Source organism: Gordonia sp. CPCC 205333 (assembly GCF_048537885.1).
GTDB lineage: Bacteria > Actinomycetota > Actinomycetes > Mycobacteriales > Mycobacteriaceae > Gordonia.
Window position 1 is genome coordinate 440,615 of sequence record NZ_JBCLVI010000004.1, and the last position, 19,748, is coordinate 460,362.

The window sequence follows — 19,748 nt, forward strand, 5'->3', positions numbered from 1 at the left end:
GATGTTCACTCGCCGGTCTCCGGTATCAGTATCGCCGCCGGAGCCGATTCACGCGCGAAGACCCACATCACGAAGGCCACCGCGAGCACCGCGCCGGTAGCCGCGAAGGCCACCCCGAACCCGAGTTGCTGGGCCAGGTAGCCGACGATGATCGGACCGCTGACCGCACCACAATCGGCGGCCATCCCAAATGTCGCGAGCGCTGACCCACCCTGCGCTCGGGAACCGAGCACATCGGCGAGGGCGGCCTGCTGTGTCGGCGCGAACAGCCCTGCGCCGGCACCCGCGATCACCGAGAGAACCAGCACGACCGCCAACTGCGTTGGCAGACCGAACACCGCGGTCGACACCGCCGTCACCGCGAGTCCCGGCAACATGATCACGCGCCGGCCACGTAGGTCAGACAGCCTGCCCGCCAGCAAGATCGCGACCACGTTGCCGGCGGCGAATGCCGCCATCACAATGCCGGCCCACGCGGCTCCCCGCTGCAGCCCTTCGGTGATCATCAAAGGCACCACCGCGACTCGCACGCCCATCGACGCCCACCCCTGGGCGAAGTTGGATGCGAGGATGGCCCGATAGGTGCTGTCGCGCAAGGCTTCCCGCAGGGTCAGCGGATCGGCCAACACAGTCCCGCCAGTGGTTGCCACCCGATGTGCATCGCCGAGCGCAGTCGCGACCACGAGCAGTGCGACCAGTAGCGCAACCGAGTACACGATGAACGGCAACCGCAGCCCGTACGACACCAATGCACTGCCGATTAACGGGCCAGTGATATTTCCAATCAGGAACCCCGCGGAGAAGTACCCCGATACCTTTCCGCGAATATCCGGTGGCGACATCCGGATCAGCAGCGCCATCGCCGAAACCGTGAACATCGTCGAGCCGATGCCGCCCAAACCGCGGAAAAGCAATAACTGCCAATAGGTTTGGGCGAATGCAGTTGCGAAAGTGCTCACCGCGACGATGAACAGGCCGGTCAGATAGACACGTCGCTCGCCTAGTTTAGTGACCAGACGCCCCGCCGTCGGCGCGAAGACCAATCGCATGACGGCGAATACCGACACGATCGCCGATGCCGCGGTCAGCCCGACGTTGAAGCTGTGCGCGAAGGACGGCAAGGCCGGTGCGACCAACCCGAATCCAAGGGCGATAACCACATTCGCTGCCAACAGCACCCAGATACCGCGCGGGATAGCACTCCTTGCACTCGACCGGACGGTGCCAGCGCTCACGTGCCACTCCCGGAATCGAGCCGATCGAGGGACTCTGCGGCCAATCTGCGGCCGAGTTCGATCATCTCGCCTGCCTTATGGAAATCCAAGGTGCGAACCGACTTTCGCGGAACTCGAATCATCAGATCAGGTGGAGTACGGGCCAACTGGTAGCGCGTCAGCGTGTCTTGCATGATGTCGAGGGAACGACTGAGGACGTCGAACCGCCCCATCTTGGCGAGGACCTCGGCACCCGGATCGGCGATCACCGCCGGTCCGGCGTCGACCACCGCGCCACCCGCAGCGTCAGGTATCGGTTCGGCGGGGTCGCCATCGGGCAGATGACCTTCGCTGCCGAAGCGGTCGCGCACCGACCTCATGAAATCGCTGTCCATGAACGTCCGCGAACTGCGCCGCCAAATCGTGTCCGGACGCACGGCGGTATCGACCGCCGCTGGCTCGAAGCCCATATCGGGCACTCCGTCGGAGCCGAGAATCACGCCGATGGTGAGGTCACTGATCACCGACGTCGTCGGCGAGATCGGCAAGGCATCGAGGATGCCGCCGTCGCCGAAGACCCGGCCGTCGTAGACATGTGGGCTGATCACGCCGGGAATGGCGATCGACGCGCGGATCGCGTCGACCAGGCTGCCTCGTTGAAACCAGACCGAGCGACCGGCGTTGAGATCGGTGGCGACGGCGGTGAACGGGATCGGCAACTCTTCGATCATGACGTCGCCGAGGATTTCGCGTACCCGCGCCAAAATACGTTCGGCGGCGATCACCCCGGGCTTGGAGAGGGAGATATCGAGTAGTCGCACCACATCGAGCTGGGTCAGCTTGCTGGTCCAGTCGACATAGTCGTCGAGTTTTCCCGCGCTGTACAGGCCGCCGACCAACGCACCCATCGACGAACCGGAAACCGTCACCACCTCGAAACCCCGGGCGTCGAGTTCGTTGAGAACTCCGATATGTGCGTAGCCGCGGGCCCCGCCACTGCCGAGTGCGACCGCCACACGCCTAGGTTTCGCCATACCCTCAGCGTATCGCCGAGTGCCAGAGCCTTATTGGCGGACCACCATCACCGGGCAGGTCGCGTGATGCAGCACCTTTTGGCTGGTCGAGCCGAGCAACAAGCCGCGGAATCCACCCCGACCACGACTGCCGACGATGATCAACGATGCGGTATCACCCGCCGCTTCGACGACGGCTTTCGCCGGATCGTCAGGCAGCACGCGTCGCTCAACCTCGACGTCGGGGTAGTCGGCGGCATAGCCGGCCATCCGCTCGGCGAGCGCTTCGACGGCGTCGTCGGACATCCGCGCGATAGCGTCGGGTTCGATTCCGTAACCGTGTAGCGCATCCGCGTCGAGTTGTGACCATGTATGCACTGCAATGAGTTTCACATTTCGCAGCGATGCCTGCCGGTACGCTTCGGCGACGGCCGGGTCGCTGACTGGATCATCGCTGACACCAACCACGACCGGACCGTCGGGGTTAAGAGCCGAGTCACCTTCGACAATGACCGAACGGCCGTGGTGATGCGCGGCTACCGAGATACTCACCGAACCAAGCAACAGCCCACGGATACTTCCAAGACCGCGCGTCCCCACGACGACAGTGGCGTCTTTACCTACTTCCAGCAATGCACCGGCCGCGTCGCCCTCAACCACCGTTGTCGACACCCGGAGATCGGGAGCGACTTCCGCGGCGACGGTCGCGGCGGCGTCGGCCGTTTCGCGTGCCTCTGCACTAATCGCATCGACCACATCTTGGGGAATCACCAGCCCCGGTGCGTAATTGCTGACACTCGCGTCGTAGGCGCTTACCAACGTAAGGTCGGCTTCCTCAATTGCGGCGGCATGCGCAGCCCACCGGACCGCCTTGGTCGACGCTTCCGAACTATCCACTCCGACAACGAATTTCGCCATTTTTGTCTGTACTCCTCAGCTGTATCGAACAACCCGCGGGTTTCCAGCGGTGCCGCCGGCCCACTACCCATCGTGCCCGTTTGCCCGATGCCCGGCAATGGACCTTTGACCCGAGCCGACCTGCCCGGCACGCCGAGAACCGTCGAAAACCAGCGCTCTCGCACGTCCGGGGCATGACAAAGGCAAATCGGGCAAACGAGTACCGTTGACGGTGTGACCAATTCGGCCGACAAACACCAGCCCTCAGACTCGGCGGACAGCGCCAGGGCGCAGCGGTCGGTGCCCCAGTCCGATCCGTCAGATCTGCGCGGATCGGACGGATCACTCCGTCGGGCAGTGGTACATAGCGTCGTAACCGCGGGCTTCTCGATCGCCGTCCTCCTCGTCGCAGCCGCCTCCAGCGACACCCTGCGGACCGCGTTACTCCTCGCCGCACCGGCGATCATGCTGATCGGCGGGCTCACCGCCTTGGTCCGGACCTACCTCGCGTATCGCAGCGGTCGTCGCTGGGGTGTGTGGCAGGGTGCGGCATGGTTCCTGCTGTGCCTCGCCTTGATGTTGTTCATGTCGGCGGGCAATGTCGTGTTGAAGTCTGAGTGAGGGTCGGCTGGGCGGCGGGAGGCCTCGTCGGGTCAGGCTGAAATCTGCGACGTCGGGCGAGGCGAGGGCAGCACTCCCCCGCAGGCGCTGCCCGTGCAGTTTCGAGCCGCTGCTGAAGTCTGCGACGTCGGACCAAGCGAGGGAAATGCTCCCCTACAGGCGCTGGTCGTGCAGATATCAGCGGCGCGCCGCCCGAAACTGCGGCATCACAGCGCACAGGGGCAGATACTCCTCGCAACCCGTGGCTCTGCCGCTTCCAGCCAGTACTGAAGTCTGCGACGTCGGGCGAGGCGAGGGAGATTCGCCCTCGAAGACTCTGGCCCCGCAGATTTCAGTTGGCGCTAAAGTCTGCGACGTCGGGCGCAGCGATCAGCCCGACGCCCCCTACCGGCTCCGCTTCCCGTACCGACGTTCGAATCGCTCGACGCGGCCCGCGGTATCCATCCGGCGCGCCGTGCCCGTCCAGAACGGGTGTGAATCACTTGTCACGTCGACCGTGATCAGTGGGTAGGTGTTGCCGTCCTCCCACTGCACAGTCGATGCCGACGTCGCCGTCGAGCGGGTGAGGAATCGCTTCCCGGTGTTAGCGTCGGCGAAGACTACCGGGTGATAGTCAATGTCGGCTGTGGTCGCGGGCAATTTCTGTTGCGGGCTCATGGGTTTCGCCTTTCTCCGGTGGATCGAGTTGTGGGATCGGGAAGCTCGACGTCGTCGCAGGGCTCGACATGCGACATGCCGAACGGACTGTCAAACGTATCCCAAAGTTGTTGTCCGCCAGCCATTTCCTCATCGGTCAGGCATGCGGACCGCAATGCGTCCTGGATACGACCGCCGTCTGGACGGTGAATCAGCACGACGATCGCGCTGTGCCGATCGCCATAGACCGGATCCCACCGCAGCGCCGACATCGCCACGCGCGCAGGATCTTCGAAGGATCTCTCCTCCGGCTCCATAGCGGCAAGCCACGGCGCACCTGCAGCGATACGCAGCCCGCCGCCAGCACCTTCAAGCCAGAGCGCATCATCGGGATGACTCGCCAGCCATAGCCTGCCCTGCGCGCTGACCACCCCGTCGAGCAGTGAATCAATGGCATCGTGCAGCCGTTGTGGGTGAAATGGCCGGTCGGAGTTGAACTCCACCAAGCGGACACCGCAGTCTTCATCCAACGGCGGCTGACCATCCAGGAGCGGGTCGTGCGGCCCAGCGACTCGACCTCGTCGCGCACTATCAGGGATCGCAGTCATCAACTGCGCCATAAGAATTGGGGTAAGACGACGCTGCGGCAGTTCGATCATCGTCGGCGCGTTCGGTGCCAAGCGTTTCAACACCGCCATCAGCCTCGCAGAGTCCCAGGGCTCGCGCATGGCGGGATCACAACCTGCGACGATGAGCGCGTCGGCAAACCGCACCTGTCCGACGGCGACCTGCGCGAGGGTCCGCTCGTCATCATCGACCGAACCGGGCATCTCTTCGTCACCCGTCGCGGCAGTGAGCCACGCATCTTCCTCGACGCAGGCGATGGTCGCGCGTACGTCGACGTCGGCGCCGGCCGGCGCGTCGGTGAATCCCGGCATGTCGGCGACCACGACGTGGCTGATTGCCCAGCTGACTTGTTCCGGTTCCATTGTTGGGTCAAGTTGCAGCACAATACTTTCCACCGAAGACCTTCGATGCAGCCGGCGCAACAGTGGCAACAGATCCGCCCTCAATGTGCACGACACACAGCCATGCTCAAGCTGGAGCTCATTCACCGCAATGCGTTCCTCGCCACCGAGATCGACGCTACGAACCGTTGCGACCACCACCCCCTCGGACAGGCGGCTCACATCATGGTGAACAAGGGTGACTCCCGCGACCACCAGCGCTTCCGCTGCGCGGGCTGTCGCACGCGCGTCCAGTCCGGCGACCATCACGACCGGCGTCCGCCCATCGTCGGACATACTCCACCTCCAAAGCCTGCTGTTGGAAACGATTTCCATTTGAACGACTTCGACTGTAGCGTGACAGATCGGCTAACGCCAATCGTTTTCATTAACAATCATGCATACCTACTCAGAGAAGGACGAGGACATGTCCGCGCACTGCCAAGTCACCGGGCGCAAACCCGGCTTCGGCAAACAGGTTTCGCATTCACACAAGCGAACCTCCCGCCGCTGGAACCCGAATATTCAGCGGCGTCGTTACTACCTGCCCAGCGAGGGACGCACTATCACCCTGCGCGTCTCGACGAAAGGCATAAAGACAATCGATCGCGACGGGATCGAAGCCGTGGTCGCCGCGATTCGCACTCGCGGGGAGAAGGTCTGATGTCCAAAAGCACCGATATTCGTCCGATCGTGAAACTCAAATCCACGGCGGGCACCGGATACACCTACGTGACACGCAAGAATCGCCGCAACGACCCGGACCGTCTGGTCTTGCGCAAATACGACCCAGTCGTGCGGCGCCACGTCGACTTCAAAGAGGAGCGCTGAGCCCAATGGCCAAGAAATCCAAGATCATTCGGAACGAACGGCGCAAAGTCCTCGTCGCCAGATACGCCGAGCGGCGGACCGAGTTGAAGGCGATCATCGCGAACCCGGCATCGACGCCGCAAGCCGCCTTGGCGGCAACCGCCGAACTTCGACGCCAGCCCCGCGACGCGAGCGCGACGCGAGTTCGCAACCGCGACGTCGTTGACGGCCGTCCGCGTGGCTACATCGGAAAGGCCGGTTTGTCGCGCGTGCGTTTCCGCGAGATGGCGCACCGCGGCGAACTTCCGGGTATCGCAAAGTCCAGCTGGTAATCGAGAAAGACAGAAAACATGGGAACCAAACGTTCACCTCGCCCGGCCGCTCCGGCGAAACCTCGCTCGAATCCCCTCGCCGGGCACACCGAACCCATCAGCTACCACGACGTCGCGCTGCTACGACAATTCCTTTCCGACAATGGCAAGATCCGGAGCCGCCGGGTCACCGGTTTGACTCCGCAGCAACAGCGTCAGGTAGCGACCGCCATCCGAAACGCGCGGGAAATGGCGCTGCTTCCATTCGGAAAGACAAGCCGACCAGGACGCTGACCTGCACAGTTGCAATTAATTTGGTGCCGCCCTGGATTGTGACAATGGATGTTGCTAACGTTGCGCTATGACCAGCACACTCGATGGTGGCAAAGCCCAAAAATACGTCCCCGCACCCGCAGATGACGAGAGCGGTGACTACGCACAGCTCCTGGACGATCTGTCCGACGCGTCAGTGCGACGCAATTTCGACCCCTACATCGACATCGATTGGGACGCTCCGCATATGGCGGTCGTCCCGAACGACCCGCGCTGGGTACTGTCGACCGAGGCCGACCCCATCGGACGATCCGACTGGTACAAATCGCTTCCGCTGGAGAAGCAGATTGAGGTCGGCATGTGGCGTCAGGCCAATGTCGCGAAGGTGGGCTTGCAGTTCGAGTCGATCCTGATCCGGGGCTTGATGCAGTACAGCTTCAAATTGCCCAACGGCGCCAAGGAATTTCGGTACACCACCCACGAGGCCAAAGAAGAGTGCAACCACACTCTGATGTTTCAGGAGTTCGTCAACCGCTCGGGTATGGACGTGCCCGGTGCCAAACTCGGCCACCGGCTGATCTCGCCATTTGTGCCCTTGGCATCGACGATCTTTCCGACCATCTTCTTCTTCGGTGTACTCGGCGGCGAAGAGCCGATCGATCACATCCAGAAGGACTTCCTACGCACCGGCTCCAAGCTTCACCCAACAATGGCTGCGGTCATGCAGTTACATGTCGCCGAGGAAGCTCGCCACATCTCCTTCGCACACAACCTGCTGCGCGAGACCGTTCCGGCGAAGGGGCGCATCCAGCGATTCCTGTTATCGCTCGTCTTCCCTATCGTGATGCGTGTACTGTGCGGTGCGATCGTGGTCCCGCCGAAGGAGTTCCAGCGTCGCTTCGACGTGCCAGATTCAGTCATGAAGGAAATGTTCTGGCGTTCGGAAGACTCGAAGGCGTTCCTGCACAACGTGTTCGGTGATGTGCGCATGCTCGGCGATCAGTGTGGCCTGATGAACCCGGTATCCCGCCGGATCTGGAAGGCAATGGGGATCGACGGACGGTCGTCGCGCTTCCGCAGCGAGCCGCTGTACCGGGCGGCCTGACCTAACCCATGCCCCATGTAGTAACCCAGGCGTGCTGCGGCGACGCCTCCTGCGTCTACGCATGCCCCGTCAACTGCATCCACCCGACGCCGGATGAGCCGGATTTCGGCACGGCGGAAATGCTGTACATCGATCCATCGACCTGCGTGGACTGCGGAGCGTGTGTAAGCGCGTGTCCGGTCGGCGCGATCAAGCCGGGACATCGACTGCCCGACAACCAACAGCGCTTCCTTGACATCAACGCCGGGCAGTACGGCGATTCGGCCGGCGACGTTCGCTTTCCGGTGGACCAGAAGTTCCGACTGCCGATGGCACCGATGGATCATCCGACACCGCTGCGCATTTCGGGCACAAAGCCCGTATCGGTGGCCATTGTCGGATCCGGACCGTCGGCGATGTACGCGGCAGATGAGCTGCTGCGGTACCCACGTGTCGAAGTGACGATATACGAGCGATTGTCGACACCGTTCGGGCTCGCCCGCTTCGGAGTGGCACCTGATCACACCGAAACCCGCACTGTCATGCGGCTTTTCGACACTGTGGCTCGGGACCCACGACTGAACATTCTGCTCAACACCGAGGTTGGGCGCGACATAACGCTCGACGAGCTGAGGTCGCGGCACCAGGCAGTCATCTGGGCCGGCGGTGCGCGGACGGATCGCCCGTTGACTGTGCCCGGCGTCGAAGCGGTCGGCTGTGCGAGCGCGACCTCGTTCGTCGGGTGGTACAACGGCCATCCTGATTTCGCCGATTTGGATTTCGATTTGTCGAGCGAGCGAGTAGTACTGGTCGGCAACGGAAACGTGGCTCTCGACGTCGCTCGTATCCTCACCGCGGATCCGGAATACCTTGCCAATACGTCGATTTCGCGTCGCGCACTCGTTACGCTTCGGAAGTCGGCCGTATCGGAGGTACTCGTAGTCGGGCGGCGCGGCCCAGAGGTCGCCGCGTTTACCCTGCCCGAGTTGGTTGGCCTGGCCGACGGCGGAGCCAATGTCACCGTGGATCCGCTTGAGCTCGGAGCGCTACCTGAATTGCCTGCGGCACAAGGCCATCCCGGCGACCACGTTGCCGCTGAGAAGATTGCACTGCTTCGCGAAATATCGGCACGCCGCGTTCGCGCCGGAAAGACGATCCGGTTGGCCTTCCGCCGTTCGCCTGAAGAGATCCTCGTCGATGCGGAGGGCACCGTTTCCGGAATTCGGTTGGGTATCAACGAGATCGACACATCAGGTGCGGCGAAAGCTACGGGTGCCAGCGTCAACGTGGACGCTGGATTAGTGCTGACGTCAATCGGCTACCGCGGTGTTGCCGTACCCGGCCTGCCATTCGACGATGCGCGCGGCGTGATACCGAACGACCGTGGCCGAGTTCTCGACGGCCAAGGACCAATGCGAGGCGTCTACGTGACCGGGTGGATCAAGCGTGGACCGTCCGGCTTCATTGGCACCAACAAGACCGACTCAACCGAGACGGTAGCGATGCTGCGGGAGGACTTGGAAGCCGGAGTGTTGGCTTCGGCTGTCGTATAGGGCAGTCGGCCGCTGGTCGAGTGCCAGACGCCAACCCTCGGCCGGTCGAGTGCCAGACACCAACCCTCCGCCGGTCGAGTGCCAGGCGCCAACCCTCCGTCGGTCGAGTGCCAGGCACCGAGCTTGCGAGGTGTCTGGTGTATCGAGACCACGCAAGACGAAACGCCCAACCCAGCCACCCGCAGCACTCAACTATCCACACCCTGTGGATAACCGATTGCGCCGTCCAGAATTCTGCACCATAGTCGGCGCATGGGCGGGCACATGTACATACTGCGGTGCGCTGACGACAGTTTCTACGTCGGAAGTACCGTCGACGTCGAAAAGCGCGTAAGTCAGCACAATTCTGGGAAGGGCGCCAAGTACACCAGGCGCCGATTGCCCGTAGAACTCGTCTACCAGGCGGAGTTCGAAACGATCGACGAAGCGTATGCGCTGGAGAAACGCGTGCAGAACTGGTCGCGCGCCAAACGTCGGGCGCTCATCGAGGGGCGATTCGATTTGCTTCCAGGACTGTCCAAGAAATCATTCGATCGCGAGTGATTTCCGGCTGAGTGTTGCGGCGGCGGACCTGTTGGGCGCGTTGGTATTTCGGGTTGCGGGGTCTCGATACACCAGACACCTCGCAAGCTCGGCGTCCGGCACTCGACCAACGGAAGTGAGCACCACGCAAGCTCGGCGTCCGGCACTCGACCAACGGAAGTGAGCACCACGCAAGCTCGGCGTCCGGCACTCGACCAACGGAAGTGAGCACCACGCAAGCTCGGCGTCCGGCACTCGACCAACGGAAGTGAGCACCACGCAAGCTCGGCGTCCGGCACTCGACCAACGGAAGTGAGCACCACGCAAGCTCGGCGTCCGGCACTCGACCAGCGGAGGAGGTCACTCGACCAGCGGAAGTGAGCGGCCCGCCGTCAGAATTCGCTGATCAGTACCGCAATCGTGCCCGGCTCTAATGCGTCGAAGATATGCTCCAGGTCGCCCGCGTAGCTCATGTAGTCACCTGGGGCGAGTTCTACCGCGTGATCGGTTGGGCCGACTCGCGCTCGTCCAGCGCTGATGATCACATGTTCGGTGACTCCACGCGCGTGTGGTTCGGACACCCGAGGCCGGCCCGGTTCAGCGCGGATCAGGTAAATATCGCGCCGCGTTCCCGGACGCGCCGCCGACATGAGAGTCGACGAGTAGTCGTCCGCCTCACCCGCCTTGATCACCGGCCCGTCGCCCAGTCTGATCACTTCGACCGTCGGCGCCGGAGCGTCGACGAGCGCCGAAAACTGCACTCCGAGAGCCAGACTCAGCGCCCACAGCGTCTCAACGCTGGGATTTCCGTCGCCAGTTTCTAGCTGCGACAACGTCGACTTACCGATCCCTGCCCGTCGGGCCAACTCGGCGATCGACAGCCCGACTCTCGTGCGTTCCCGCTTCAGAGCGGCGGCGACTAACTGCTGCGGGCTTACCCTACTACGATCGTTCGACATACCGGCCGATCGTTCATCTTGACGGATCTCGTCCATGGGTCCATCATAGTGGCCATGCGTTCGCCATGGAGAACAATCCCCCGCGATGTCGTCGTCATTGCGGCATCGATGTGGGTTATCGGCGCGTCATATGGCGCCGCCGCTCACGCCATTGGGCTGGCCTGGTGGCAGATTCTCCTCATGGCATGCGCGGTTCTGGCCGGATCTTCGGAATTCGTCCTGATCTCAGTCGTCGCGGCCGGCGGCGTACCGATAGTCGGCGCGCTCGCCGGACTACTTGTCAACGCACGAAACATCTCCTACGGCCTGTCCGCCGGGCGCTATCTGCCGCGCGGATGGCGCGGACTGGCGGCTGCGCATTTCGTCAACGACGAGACCGCCGTATACGCCGCGCCGCATACAGACCTCAACGCCGCTCGGCGGGCCTTCTTCCTGTGCGGCATCGGCGTGGCGGCGTCGTGGCCGCTCGGCGCACTCACCGGCAGCGTGATCGGACAAGTAGTCTCACCGGAGACACTTGGACTCGACGCCGCATTCCCCGCGCTCTTGTTCGCGCTGGCAATCCCCGCGCTGCGTAATCGCGAAACCCGTTGGGCCGCAATATTCGGTGGAGCCATGGCTATCGCAACCGCGGGTTTCGTCACTGCGGGCCTGCCGGTGGTACTCGCCCTTGTCGGCATTCCGCTCGGATGGGTCATTACCCGCCGCGGCGAGACACCGGAAGGTCAGCACAAAGCCGACACCCAGCGCTCCGACGACAAGATCCTGGTGTCTTGATGACTGGATGGCAATTCGCCGGCGCTGTAACGCTTTTGGCCGGCGGCACCTATCTAATCCGAGTCGCCGGGCCGCTACTGCGGGCGCGCCTGGACATCACGCCAAAGGCCGAGGCGGTACTGGAACGCGCGACGATCGTATTACTGATCGCCGTCGCGTTAACCAGCACGCTATTCATCGGTTCCGACATCGCTGGGCCGGCTAGACCGATCGGCGTAGCCGTAGGCGTTCTGGCCGCCGTGCTGCGCGCACCGCTCATCGTCGTAATCGTCGCGGCGGCCGGCACCACGGCGGCACTGCGAGCCGTCGGAGTGGCTTGACGACCTGAATCAGCCTTGACGCGCGGGGCGCCGAGCGCCCTGTGCCGCTCCGCTGCGGCGACGACCGGGCTGATGCCCCGCAGTCGACGAACCGCCGCGCTGGCCGCCCGAGGGACGACCGGAAGTGTTATGCCCGTTGGCATTGCGGCCTTCAGCTCCGCCCGACCGGCGCGCCTGGCCGCCCTCGCCATTGGTACGACGAGCGCCACCGCTGCGGCCGCTGGACGGACGCCCACCGGACCGATTGCCCGACGAACGACCGCCGCCGCTGCGCTGCGGTGCGGCTGCGACCGGTTCGGGCTTGACGTACGCGGCGCGTTCGCCGACCAGTTCGCCCACGACTGTCGACTTTGCATCCACTCGCTGTGGTTTCACGTCAATCTTCGCCTTGCTCAACAGCTTTCGCAGATCGCTGCGCTGCTCAGGCAAGCAGATGGTGACGACATCACCATCACTACCGGCACGCGCAGTGCGGCCGGAGCGGTGTAGATAGGCCTTATGCTCGGCCGGCGGATCGACGTGGACAACAAGTTCCACGCCGTCGACATGTACGCCACGGGCCGCGACGTCGGTGGCTACCAGAACGCGGGCGCCGTCGCCGCCGAAAGCGGCGAGATTGCGGTCACGCTGGGCCTGGGAGAGGTTTCCGTGCAGGTCAACCGCCGGAACTCCTTCGGCGGTAAGCTTTTTGGCCAGCTTCTTGGCCTGATGCTTGGTACGCATGAAGAGGATCCGACGTCCGGTACCTGACGCCAATTCACGCACCAGGTCATTCTTATCCGCGGTTGAAGCGGCTTCGAATACGTGGTGAGTCATCTGCGCGACCGGCGAGTTAGCCTCGTCAACCGAGTGCATCTTCGGGTCGTGCAAGAAGCGCTTGACGAGCTTGTCGACACCGTTGTCGAGCGTCGCCGAGAAGAGTAGGCGCTGGCCATCGGCTGGCGTTGCGGCGAGGATACGAGTGACGACCGGCAGGAAGCCAAGGTCGGCCATATGGTCGGCCTCGTCAAGCACGGTGATTTCGACATTGTCGAGGCGAACGATCTTCTGCCGCATGAGATCTTCCAGCCGTCCGGGGCACGCGACGACGATGTCGACACCGCGGCGGAACGCCTGCTCCTGGCGAGCCTGCTTGACGCCGCCGAACACAGTGGTGACGGTCAGTCCAACGGCCTGCGCCAGTGGGGTGAGGACGTCGGCGATCTGGGTGGCGAGCTCGCGGGTCGGAGCCAGGACCAGCCCGGTCGGCGCCCCCGGCTTGCGCGTGACCTCCAACTCGGCCAATCCGGCAGCCATCGGAATGGAGAAGGCAAGGGTCTTACCCGATCCGGTCTTGCCGCGACCAAGTACGTCATCACCGGCGAGGGTATCCGGCAGGGTGTCGACCTGGATCGGAAATGCTTCGGTCTTTCCCTGCGCGGCAAGGACTTTCACAATCGCCGCGGGGACACCGAAGGATTCAAACGTGGTACTCAAACTTAAACTGCCTTTCCGGCAACATGATTCACCCGAAACAGCATGGCGCGAGGCCCTGGTGTGACGATCCGGAGGAATCGAATGGCGAAGGCGCAGGTGTGCGCATTCGTTCGCCGTATGAAGTCATCTGGCCGGTGGGATCCGGCAAAAGGAGGCGTTCTACGACGCGTGATCCAGCGCCGAAACGCGGATCAATATTGTCAATTCTACCCCAGCGATGCCATTACTTCGAATCGAGGCGATGAGGCGTTCACCACTCAGTCTCGCCGACTATTCACGATAAGCCATGGTAAATTCTCTAAATGACACTTGATGCGTCGGGGCTGTCACGCGCTTTTCGGGGACATGTTGCCGTTCAAGCCGCAGACCTCACTCTTCCCGCCGGCCGGATATGCGGACTGGTCGGCCCGAACGGGGCCGGCAAGACAACCCTGCTCCTTATGCTCGCCGGCCTGCTCGCGCCAGATACCGGCTCCATCGGCATCGACAACACACCGGTGTCACCACGCGAACTACGTCGGCAAGTCGGGTGGATGCCGGATACCTTCGGGACCTGGGAGAGCCTCACCAGCCGCGAGATCTTGACGACCTTCGGCCGCCTGTACGGGCAATCGACCACATCGGCACGGGCTCGGGCGGATGACCTGCTATCGCAGGTCTATCTGAGCGAGTTCGCAGACAAGAAGGCTCACGAACTCTCCCGCGGGCAGAAACAACGACTCGGCTTCGCGCGCACTCTGATGAACAGTCCCAATATCCTGCTCCTCGACGAGCCTGCTTCCGGGATGGACCCGCGATCGCGTGTCGAACTCCGCGATCATCTACGCCGCCTGGCCGACAATGGCGCCGCCATCCTGTTGTCGTCCCATATCCTCACCGAGTTGTCGGAGATGGTCGACGACGTGGTTCTGATGACAGCCGGCCGCACCGAGATCTATCATGCACCGACTGAACCTCGATGGCGCATCCGGCGTATCGACCAGCCCATCGGCGAAGCCGAAACCATCGACTTTCCCGACGAGCGGGCGGCGGCGGACTACCTGACCCGACTCATCGGTTCAGGTGTGCAGATTGCCGAGTTCACCCGCGTCTCAGGTCATCTCGAAGATGCCTACCTGGCGTTGGATCCGGTGCGTCGATGATGTCTACTGCCCAGCCCACAAAGCGCAACCCCGAACCAACAATCGACGAGCAAGGAAACACCGTGCTGGATTGGCTTCGAATCATTGGCGTGATCGTCGGCCTGGAATTACGCCAACGCCTGCGCACTACGCGCTGGCGCATCACACTGTGCGTGCTGTTCGCATTTGTTTCCCTTGGCGTATTGGGGTCGTTGTACCTGGCCGTCAACGCATTTGACGCCACTTACCGTGAGTGGACGGTCAACTTCTACGCAATCTTGATTTCAATACTGATGTTCGTCGGCATCATCTTGGCCCCCACGTTGGCCGCAACGTCAATCAACGGCGACCGCAAGGATGCGACGCTGGCCGTCGTTCAGGTCACATCAATCACCAATTGGCAACTCGCGCTTGGCAAGCTGTTCGCGAACTGGCTGGCTTCGCTAGTCGTAGTCCTGATCGCGAGCCCGTACTTGATCTGGGCGATTACTACCTCACCCTATGGCGTGGGCCCGGCGATCCTTGGTGTCGCGATACTCGCGCTGCTGTTCTTGTGTTACGGCGGAATAGGTTTGGGGCTCTCATCGCTGACGTCGCGGCCAGCGGGCTCGGCAGTGCTCACCCAGGCGACGGTAATCTTCCTGATCCTGGGGCTACCCGCATTGTTCGGCCTGCTTTACGAGAGCACCGCCGAACGCCACGACGTTGTCCGACAGGAGTACAGCTACCCGTCCGGCTACGACGACGCGGGCGTATGCACCGACAAGGTGGAGTCCGTGAAGTTCAACCACACCGAACGTATCTGGTGGCTGCTGCTGCCGAATCCATTTACCATCACCGCAGACGCTCTCGCACCGCATGACGGCACGCGCGCCGCCGATCCTGACAACTGGGATACCAACGGCCGGTCGGTCGCAGTCGACATGTCCCGTCTCGTCTCCGGAGCTCGAACGCCCCCGTATATCGCCGACTTACGCTGCTCCGACACGCAGTCCGTTCGATACAGCCGGGGAGGACGCAGTGACACAGACTCTTATTGGGCACGCGAGCGGCGCCATGAGAATTCACGCGTTGGGGATAGCTGGTACCTCGGGCTGTTGGTAAATCTCGCGATCGGCGCTGCGGGCCTGCTCATCGCCGCACGCCGCCTGCGGGTACCTGCAACGAAACTGAGTCGCGGAGTACGCATCGCATGAGTCTGTACACCCTCGTTGTCATCGCAGTCTTCGCTGCCGTTCCCGCAGCGATCGCGGCAGTGTTGGTGGCCGTCATCGCGAAGTCGGAACAGCCGCTTTCACGCGGCGCGTCGCTGACCGTCGTAAGCGCGCTGGGTGTCATCGGTGGGGTGGCAAGCGCGGCAGCGTTCTTGACTTGGGAAGTGGGGTTCACCAGGTACCCCAACGGGAGTATTGAAGGGCCATATGGGTTTTGGCAACTCGTCGGGACCGCCTTGTGCGCGGCAGGCGTCTGCGCATTCGCCACCGCCCGCGCGCGCCACATTTGGGCCGGGGCACTCGCCGCGGCCGCGTCGACAACGCTCGCCTACGCGCTGACATGGGCAATCATCGCGTCGACCAAGGACTCGACCGGCCTCTTTCTGGTCGGAATGATCGGGGTGATGATCGGGGGCGGATTCGCACTGTCGTGTGTCGCGACGCTCGTGGCGTTGATCCGGTCCGCGCGTCGACCGGCCGTGCCGCGATGAAATAGGCGTCATTTCGAGGGAACTAGGCACAACATCGCCACTTGCATCCGATCTCAGTCGAGGTTAAATTGACCAGCGAGTCATATCTCCTATCGTGAGGAACTCCGAATGCTGTCTCGGATTTACAACGCCGTCGGCTCGCAGGTCAACCGCATAGATTCACTCAATCGTGCAGCGTTTGACCCGACGACCCCGCAGCATCCTGCTGTTGATCGGTGGAAGATAGTGCACTACGGAATCATGGTTCCGGACCTGCCCGCTCCCTTTCAGTTCTTCGACATGATTTCGGTCCTGGGTACCGCCAAGCGCGTTCGCGCGTTCTCGGTCCCCTCGCTCGCCAAAACAGCAGGCGATGACACCGCATGGCTCCTCGTTGGCTCCGCGGCTACCCGCAATAGCTTTCGCCAGTACGGCATCGAGTCCGAATGTGAACTGGCTGCCGACGGTTCAGATTTACGGTTCGGCGACGCGGTGCGAATCGAACACTCCGCCAACGGAATTCAAATGACCGCCGCCGTCGACGACGTACGCGTCGAACTCAGCATCAAGCCGACCGATGCGGTCTCCCACTTCGCACACATTCCGTCGGTCTACGACCATTGGAGTGTGCTCTGTGAATACACCGGCACGTTCACCATCGGTGGAAACAGTGTCGATACCGCGGGTCTGTGCACCTACGAGTACGCGCGGGGACGACAGGCACCATTGCCAATCCACTTCTTCACCTATCAAATCCTCAATGTGACGCCGACGACACAAGTCCTGATGACCGACCTCAGCGGCCCGGGCGGACTCCCGATTCAGCGAATGGTGTTCGTACGTGACCTCAACGCCGGTGGTTCCACCTATCAACGTGGATTCGCCCATCAGGTAACCGAGCCCGGTTCGGTCATCACCACACCCGATGGTCTTGCAATGCCCCTTCCCGGCCGGTTCACCTGGCGTGTCGACGATGCCGAGGGCGATGAACTGATCAAGATCGTCGGCATCAGCAATGACGATTGGGCATACGGCATGGCCGCGGGATTCGCGGGCAGCTATGAATACACCGGATCTTTGCGCGGCGAACCGATCAGCGGGCGCGGATATATCGAATGGATCGACCGCCGATAGGCGCGACACATCCGAACCGCGAGTGATCCTGTCTGGGCATTCGCCAGCCGTCAGCGAACCGTTGTGAATCAACCCGGGGTGCGGCGCAACTAGTCGTCTTCGGTTCTCATCCGCAGACTGATTTCTTCGGCGTCGAGGATCGCGAGCTCAGCGGTGAGAACCGCAGCGCTGTATACGCCCTCATCGCGGAGCCGGAGCAACTCGCTGCGCTGCCCGTCGATCATCGTCAGGCGCGCCTTGACGAAATTCTCTCGGGCCAGCGGCGTCAGATGCTGCTCCTGATCCTCCTCCTGTTCGGCCGTCTTCAGAAACGCCCCGAAACGTTCGCGCAACCCGGGAATCGTGTCGAGATATCCGGACTCAGCGATGGCGCGTTGCGCAGTCTGACGCATCTCCAGATGCAACCGCTCGCGCTCCTCGGCTTGTTCGGCCGACGTATCGGGGATGTGGAGGGCCCGCATCACCAGCGGCAAAGTTCCCCCCTGAATGAGCAACGATGCCGCGGCGGCCGTGAAGGCGGTCAGGACGAGCAGCGAACGCGACGTCGTATCGGCCGGCAGTGTCTGCGCCGCGGCAACCGTGACGACTCCACGCATCCCGGCCCACACCACCAGGCTCGCTTCCTTGGGCCCCAGCGGCGCCGAGAGGTAATAGTCGATGTCGGCGAGTTTGCGGTTCACTCGAAAACTGAAGCGCGCCAACTGTTCCGGCGAATGATTACGCACCGCGCCGTCTTTTCCGGTGCGTCCGATTGGCTTCCGTTGAGGCAGTGTCACCGGCTCACCATCCGACGGCGTGAGTCGCTCACCGAGATCCTGTAATCGCGGCTTGATGGATTCGCCGCGGCGCGCGCTACGCGCCAGCCCGGAGAGAAGCGGTGCGACGAAGAGCGCGCGCACGGCCAGGGTGACGGCCAACGCCACGAGTCCGACCCATAGCGCGACGAGCGCGCTGCTGTGCTCCTCGTGAACATCGCCAATCAACCCCCACAGTTCCAGTCCCATCAGGAAGAACACGCCTCCCTCGAGGAGTAGTTCGATGGTCCGCCAATTCTGTGCGTCGGAAACTCGATGCTGCGGTTTGAAGAACTTGGCCGCGCCACGTCCGGTGACCAAACCCGCGGTCACCGCCGCCACCAATCCGGAGGCGTGGACATGCTCGGTCGGCAGGTATGCCAGATAAGGAACGGTGAACGAAATCGCCGTATTGACAGCGGGATTGGTGATCCGTGCACGCAGCCACAAGTTGGCTCCACCAATCACGACACCCACGGCTACCGCCGCGACAACCGCCCACACGAAGTCCAGTGCGACACCGCCGAAAGAGATGCCGCCCGCCATCGCGGCAACTGCCGCACGCAGCAGCACCAATGCGGTGGCGTCATTGAGCAGACTCTCCCCTTCCAAGACCGCGACGACTCGGGGTGGGGCGCCCAGCTTCTTGACCATTTGCGTGGCAACAGCATCGGTCGGGCTGATGATGGCGCCCAGCGCGATGCCAGTTGCGAGGTTCACCCCCGGAATCAGCAGGGACATGATGAGGCCGAGGACGACCGCGCTGAGAATTACGAGAAGCACGGAAAGCCCACTGATCGCGGTGAAGTCCCGACGAAAGTCCATGGTGGGCATGGACACCGCCGCCGAATACAGCAGCGGTGGAAGCACTCCCACCAGAATCCATTCCGGATCGATCTCCACTGCCGAGACGAAAGGGAGAAAGCTGATCGCCACGCCTACCGGCACCAGGATCAACGCGGGGGCTAGCGCGAGTTTGGGCCCGAGCGCATTCGCCGCGGCGACGATCAGAATGCCGACTACGGCATAGGTAATGAAATCCACGTTCCTTACCTTTCCTCATCGCCACCGGTTTCGCTGGAAGGCGAGGACGCGACCGGTGCTATAAGAACAAGAACGCCACCGGCGCAGCGGCGGCAAGGCCCTCAATTCACTTGAGTGCGCAGGAACTCCACCGTTGTCGTCCATGCCTTTTCGGCAGATCCATGGTGATAGCTTGGCCGAGTCGAGTTGTAGAAGGCGTGGCCGGCCGGATATAGCCGCAAGTCGGCGTCGATGCCGGACTGCTCGGCGATCTTCTCGCGCAATTGCTCCAACATCGACGCCGGGATGCTGGCGTCCTGTGCGCCGAAGTGACCGAGGACTGGCGCAGCGAGACCGTGGTAGTCGGCGTCGACCGTATGGTCGTCGAGGCCCCACCATTCCTGAATCAGGATGACGCCACTGCCCGACCGCGACTTCGGAATCGCGAGATAGCCGTGGGCTTGGACTCCCGAACTGTCGAAAGTGACGTTCTGGCGAGGGTTCACGGTATCGGTCATG

The 19,748-nt window shown here is 62.7% G+C and carries 23 protein-coding genes; 14 read left to right on the plus strand and 9 right to left on the minus strand.

Translation table 11 applies throughout. The annotated features are described in order from the left end of the window. Positions 1 to 5: 5 nt before the first annotated feature. From AAFP29_RS16575 to AAFP29_RS16585, 3 genes are read right to left on the minus strand one after another with little or no spacing between them, the layout of a single operon-like run. Positions 6 to 1,235 carry an MFS transporter gene (locus AAFP29_RS16575; RefSeq protein ID WP_419218491.1) on the minus strand — a complete coding sequence of 410 codons (1,230 nt, stop codon included), beginning with the start codon at positions 1,233 to 1,235 and terminating at the stop codon, positions 6 to 8. Next, entirely contained in the window at positions 1,232 to 2,248 is a 1,017-nt protein-coding gene (locus AAFP29_RS16580; protein ID WP_419218492.1) for a patatin-like phospholipase family protein, read from the minus strand. The genes AAFP29_RS16575 and AAFP29_RS16580 overlap by 4 nt, the downstream gene beginning before the upstream one ends. Before the next feature lie 30 nt (positions 2,249 to 2,278). Continuing rightward, positions 2,279 to 3,145, minus strand: a complete 867-nt coding sequence (locus AAFP29_RS16585; RefSeq protein WP_419218493.1) for a universal stress protein — start codon at positions 3,143 to 3,145, stop codon at positions 2,279 to 2,281. Between the two features lie 213 nt (positions 3,146 to 3,358). Here AAFP29_RS16585 and AAFP29_RS16590 point away from each other — a divergent pair, with 213 nt between their 5' ends. After that, complete coding sequence (locus AAFP29_RS16590; protein WP_419218494.1) at positions 3,359 to 3,745, plus strand: hypothetical protein; 387 nt, start codon at positions 3,359 to 3,361, stop codon at positions 3,743 to 3,745. Between the two features lie 384 nt (positions 3,746 to 4,129). Here AAFP29_RS16590 and AAFP29_RS16595 read toward each other — a convergent pair whose 3' ends face one another. Together AAFP29_RS16595 and mrf are read right to left on the minus strand one after the other, a co-directional pair. After that, the gene (locus AAFP29_RS16595; protein WP_419218495.1) at positions 4,130 to 4,402 is read right to left on the minus strand and encodes a type B 50S ribosomal protein L31; all 273 of its coding nucleotides are present in this window, start codon (positions 4,400 to 4,402) and stop codon (positions 4,130 to 4,132) included. Next, positions 4,399 to 5,685 (minus strand): ribosome hibernation factor-recruiting GTPase MRF, encoded by a 1,287-nt coding sequence (mrf, locus tag AAFP29_RS16600; RefSeq protein ID WP_419218496.1) that lies wholly within the window; start codon positions 5,683 to 5,685, stop codon positions 4,399 to 4,401. The genes AAFP29_RS16595 and mrf overlap by 4 nt, the downstream gene beginning before the upstream one ends. Positions 5,686 to 5,815: 130 nt before the next feature. Between mrf and rpmB the strand changes: the two genes are divergently transcribed. The 7 genes from rpmB (at position 5,816) to AAFP29_RS16635 (ending at position 9,962) form a co-directional block, all read left to right on the plus strand. Then, entirely contained in the window at positions 5,816 to 6,052 is a 237-nt protein-coding gene (gene rpmB / locus AAFP29_RS16605; protein ID WP_419218762.1) for a 50S ribosomal protein L28, read from the plus strand. After that, on the plus strand, positions 6,049 to 6,219 hold the full coding sequence (gene rpmG / locus AAFP29_RS16610; protein WP_170323114.1) for a 50S ribosomal protein L33: 171 nt from the start codon (positions 6,049 to 6,051) through the stop codon (positions 6,217 to 6,219). The genes rpmB and rpmG overlap by 4 nt, the downstream gene beginning before the upstream one ends. A gap of 5 nt (positions 6,220 to 6,224) precedes the next feature. Further along, on the plus strand, positions 6,225 to 6,530 hold the full coding sequence (gene rpsN, locus AAFP29_RS16615; protein WP_419218497.1) for a 30S ribosomal protein S14: 306 nt from the start codon (positions 6,225 to 6,227) through the stop codon (positions 6,528 to 6,530). 18 nt (positions 6,531 to 6,548) lie between these two features. Then, on the plus strand, positions 6,549 to 6,803 hold the full coding sequence (gene rpsR / locus AAFP29_RS16620) for a 30S ribosomal protein S18 (RefSeq protein ID WP_419218498.1): 255 nt from the start codon (positions 6,549 to 6,551) through the stop codon (positions 6,801 to 6,803). Positions 6,804 to 6,870: 67 nt separating this feature from the next. Continuing rightward, complete coding sequence (locus tag AAFP29_RS16625) at positions 6,871 to 7,887, plus strand: AurF N-oxygenase family protein (protein WP_419218499.1); 1,017 nt, start codon at positions 6,871 to 6,873, stop codon at positions 7,885 to 7,887. Between the two features lie 8 nt (positions 7,888 to 7,895). Continuing rightward, positions 7,896 to 9,419, plus strand: coding sequence for a 4Fe-4S binding protein (locus tag AAFP29_RS16630; RefSeq protein WP_419218500.1), 1,524 nt, complete (start codon positions 7,896 to 7,898; stop codon positions 9,417 to 9,419). Positions 9,420 to 9,671: 252 nt separating this feature from the next. Continuing rightward, positions 9,672 to 9,962, plus strand: coding sequence for a GIY-YIG nuclease family protein (locus AAFP29_RS16635; RefSeq protein WP_419218501.1), 291 nt, complete (start codon positions 9,672 to 9,674; stop codon positions 9,960 to 9,962). A 371-nt stretch (positions 9,963 to 10,333) separates the two neighbouring features. Here the strand turns inward: AAFP29_RS16635 and AAFP29_RS16640 are convergent, their stop codons facing one another. After that, the gene (locus tag AAFP29_RS16640; protein WP_419218502.1) at positions 10,334 to 10,936 is read right to left on the minus strand and encodes a helix-turn-helix domain-containing protein; all 603 of its coding nucleotides are present in this window, start codon (positions 10,934 to 10,936) and stop codon (positions 10,334 to 10,336) included. Positions 10,937 to 10,954: 18 nt separating this feature from the next. Here AAFP29_RS16640 and AAFP29_RS16645 point away from each other — a divergent pair, with 18 nt between their 5' ends. Together AAFP29_RS16645 and AAFP29_RS16650 are read left to right on the plus strand one after the other, a co-directional pair. Beyond that, a complete protein-coding gene (locus AAFP29_RS16645) occupies positions 10,955 to 11,677 on the plus strand; it encodes an AzlC family ABC transporter permease (RefSeq protein ID WP_419218503.1) in 723 nt (240 codons plus the stop codon). Next, positions 11,677 to 11,997 (plus strand): AzlD domain-containing protein, encoded by a 321-nt coding sequence (locus AAFP29_RS16650; RefSeq protein ID WP_419218504.1) that lies wholly within the window; start codon positions 11,677 to 11,679, stop codon positions 11,995 to 11,997. The genes AAFP29_RS16645 and AAFP29_RS16650 overlap by 1 nt, the downstream gene beginning before the upstream one ends. Before the next feature lie 9 nt (positions 11,998 to 12,006). Here the strand turns inward: AAFP29_RS16650 and AAFP29_RS16655 are convergent, their stop codons facing one another. Beyond that, positions 12,007 to 13,473, minus strand: a complete 1,467-nt coding sequence (locus AAFP29_RS16655; protein WP_419218505.1) for a DEAD/DEAH box helicase — start codon at positions 13,471 to 13,473, stop codon at positions 12,007 to 12,009. Between the two features lie 302 nt (positions 13,474 to 13,775). Here AAFP29_RS16655 and AAFP29_RS16660 point away from each other — a divergent pair, with 302 nt between their 5' ends. From AAFP29_RS16660 to AAFP29_RS16675, 4 genes are all read left to right on the plus strand, one after another. Beyond that, a complete protein-coding gene (locus AAFP29_RS16660; protein ID WP_419218506.1) occupies positions 13,776 to 14,615 on the plus strand; it encodes an ABC transporter ATP-binding protein in 840 nt (279 codons plus the stop codon). After that, the gene (locus AAFP29_RS16665; RefSeq protein ID WP_419218507.1) at positions 14,612 to 15,790 is read left to right on the plus strand and encodes an ABC transporter permease; all 1,179 of its coding nucleotides are present in this window, start codon (positions 14,612 to 14,614) and stop codon (positions 15,788 to 15,790) included. Before AAFP29_RS16660 ends, AAFP29_RS16665 begins: the two co-directional genes overlap by 4 nt. Continuing rightward, positions 15,787 to 16,299 (plus strand): hypothetical protein, encoded by a 513-nt coding sequence (locus AAFP29_RS16670; protein ID WP_419218508.1) that lies wholly within the window; start codon positions 15,787 to 15,789, stop codon positions 16,297 to 16,299. Before AAFP29_RS16665 ends, AAFP29_RS16670 begins: the two co-directional genes overlap by 4 nt. 108 nt (positions 16,300 to 16,407) lie before the next feature. Then, entirely contained in the window at positions 16,408 to 17,412 is a 1,005-nt protein-coding gene (locus tag AAFP29_RS16675; RefSeq protein WP_419218509.1) for a DUF6670 family protein, read from the plus strand. A gap of 89 nt (positions 17,413 to 17,501) precedes the next feature. On the opposite strand, the gene AAFP29_RS16680 is transcribed toward AAFP29_RS16675, so the two are convergent. Both AAFP29_RS16680 and AAFP29_RS16685 read right to left on the minus strand, forming a co-directional pair. Next, positions 17,502 to 19,250, minus strand: a complete 1,749-nt coding sequence (locus tag AAFP29_RS16680) for a cation:proton antiporter (RefSeq protein ID WP_419218510.1) — start codon at positions 19,248 to 19,250, stop codon at positions 17,502 to 17,504. Between the two features lie 101 nt (positions 19,251 to 19,351). Next, entirely contained in the window at positions 19,352 to 19,747 is a 396-nt protein-coding gene (locus AAFP29_RS16685) for a dienelactone hydrolase family protein (RefSeq protein WP_419218511.1), read from the minus strand. Between the last annotated feature and the right edge of the window lies 1 nt (position 19,748).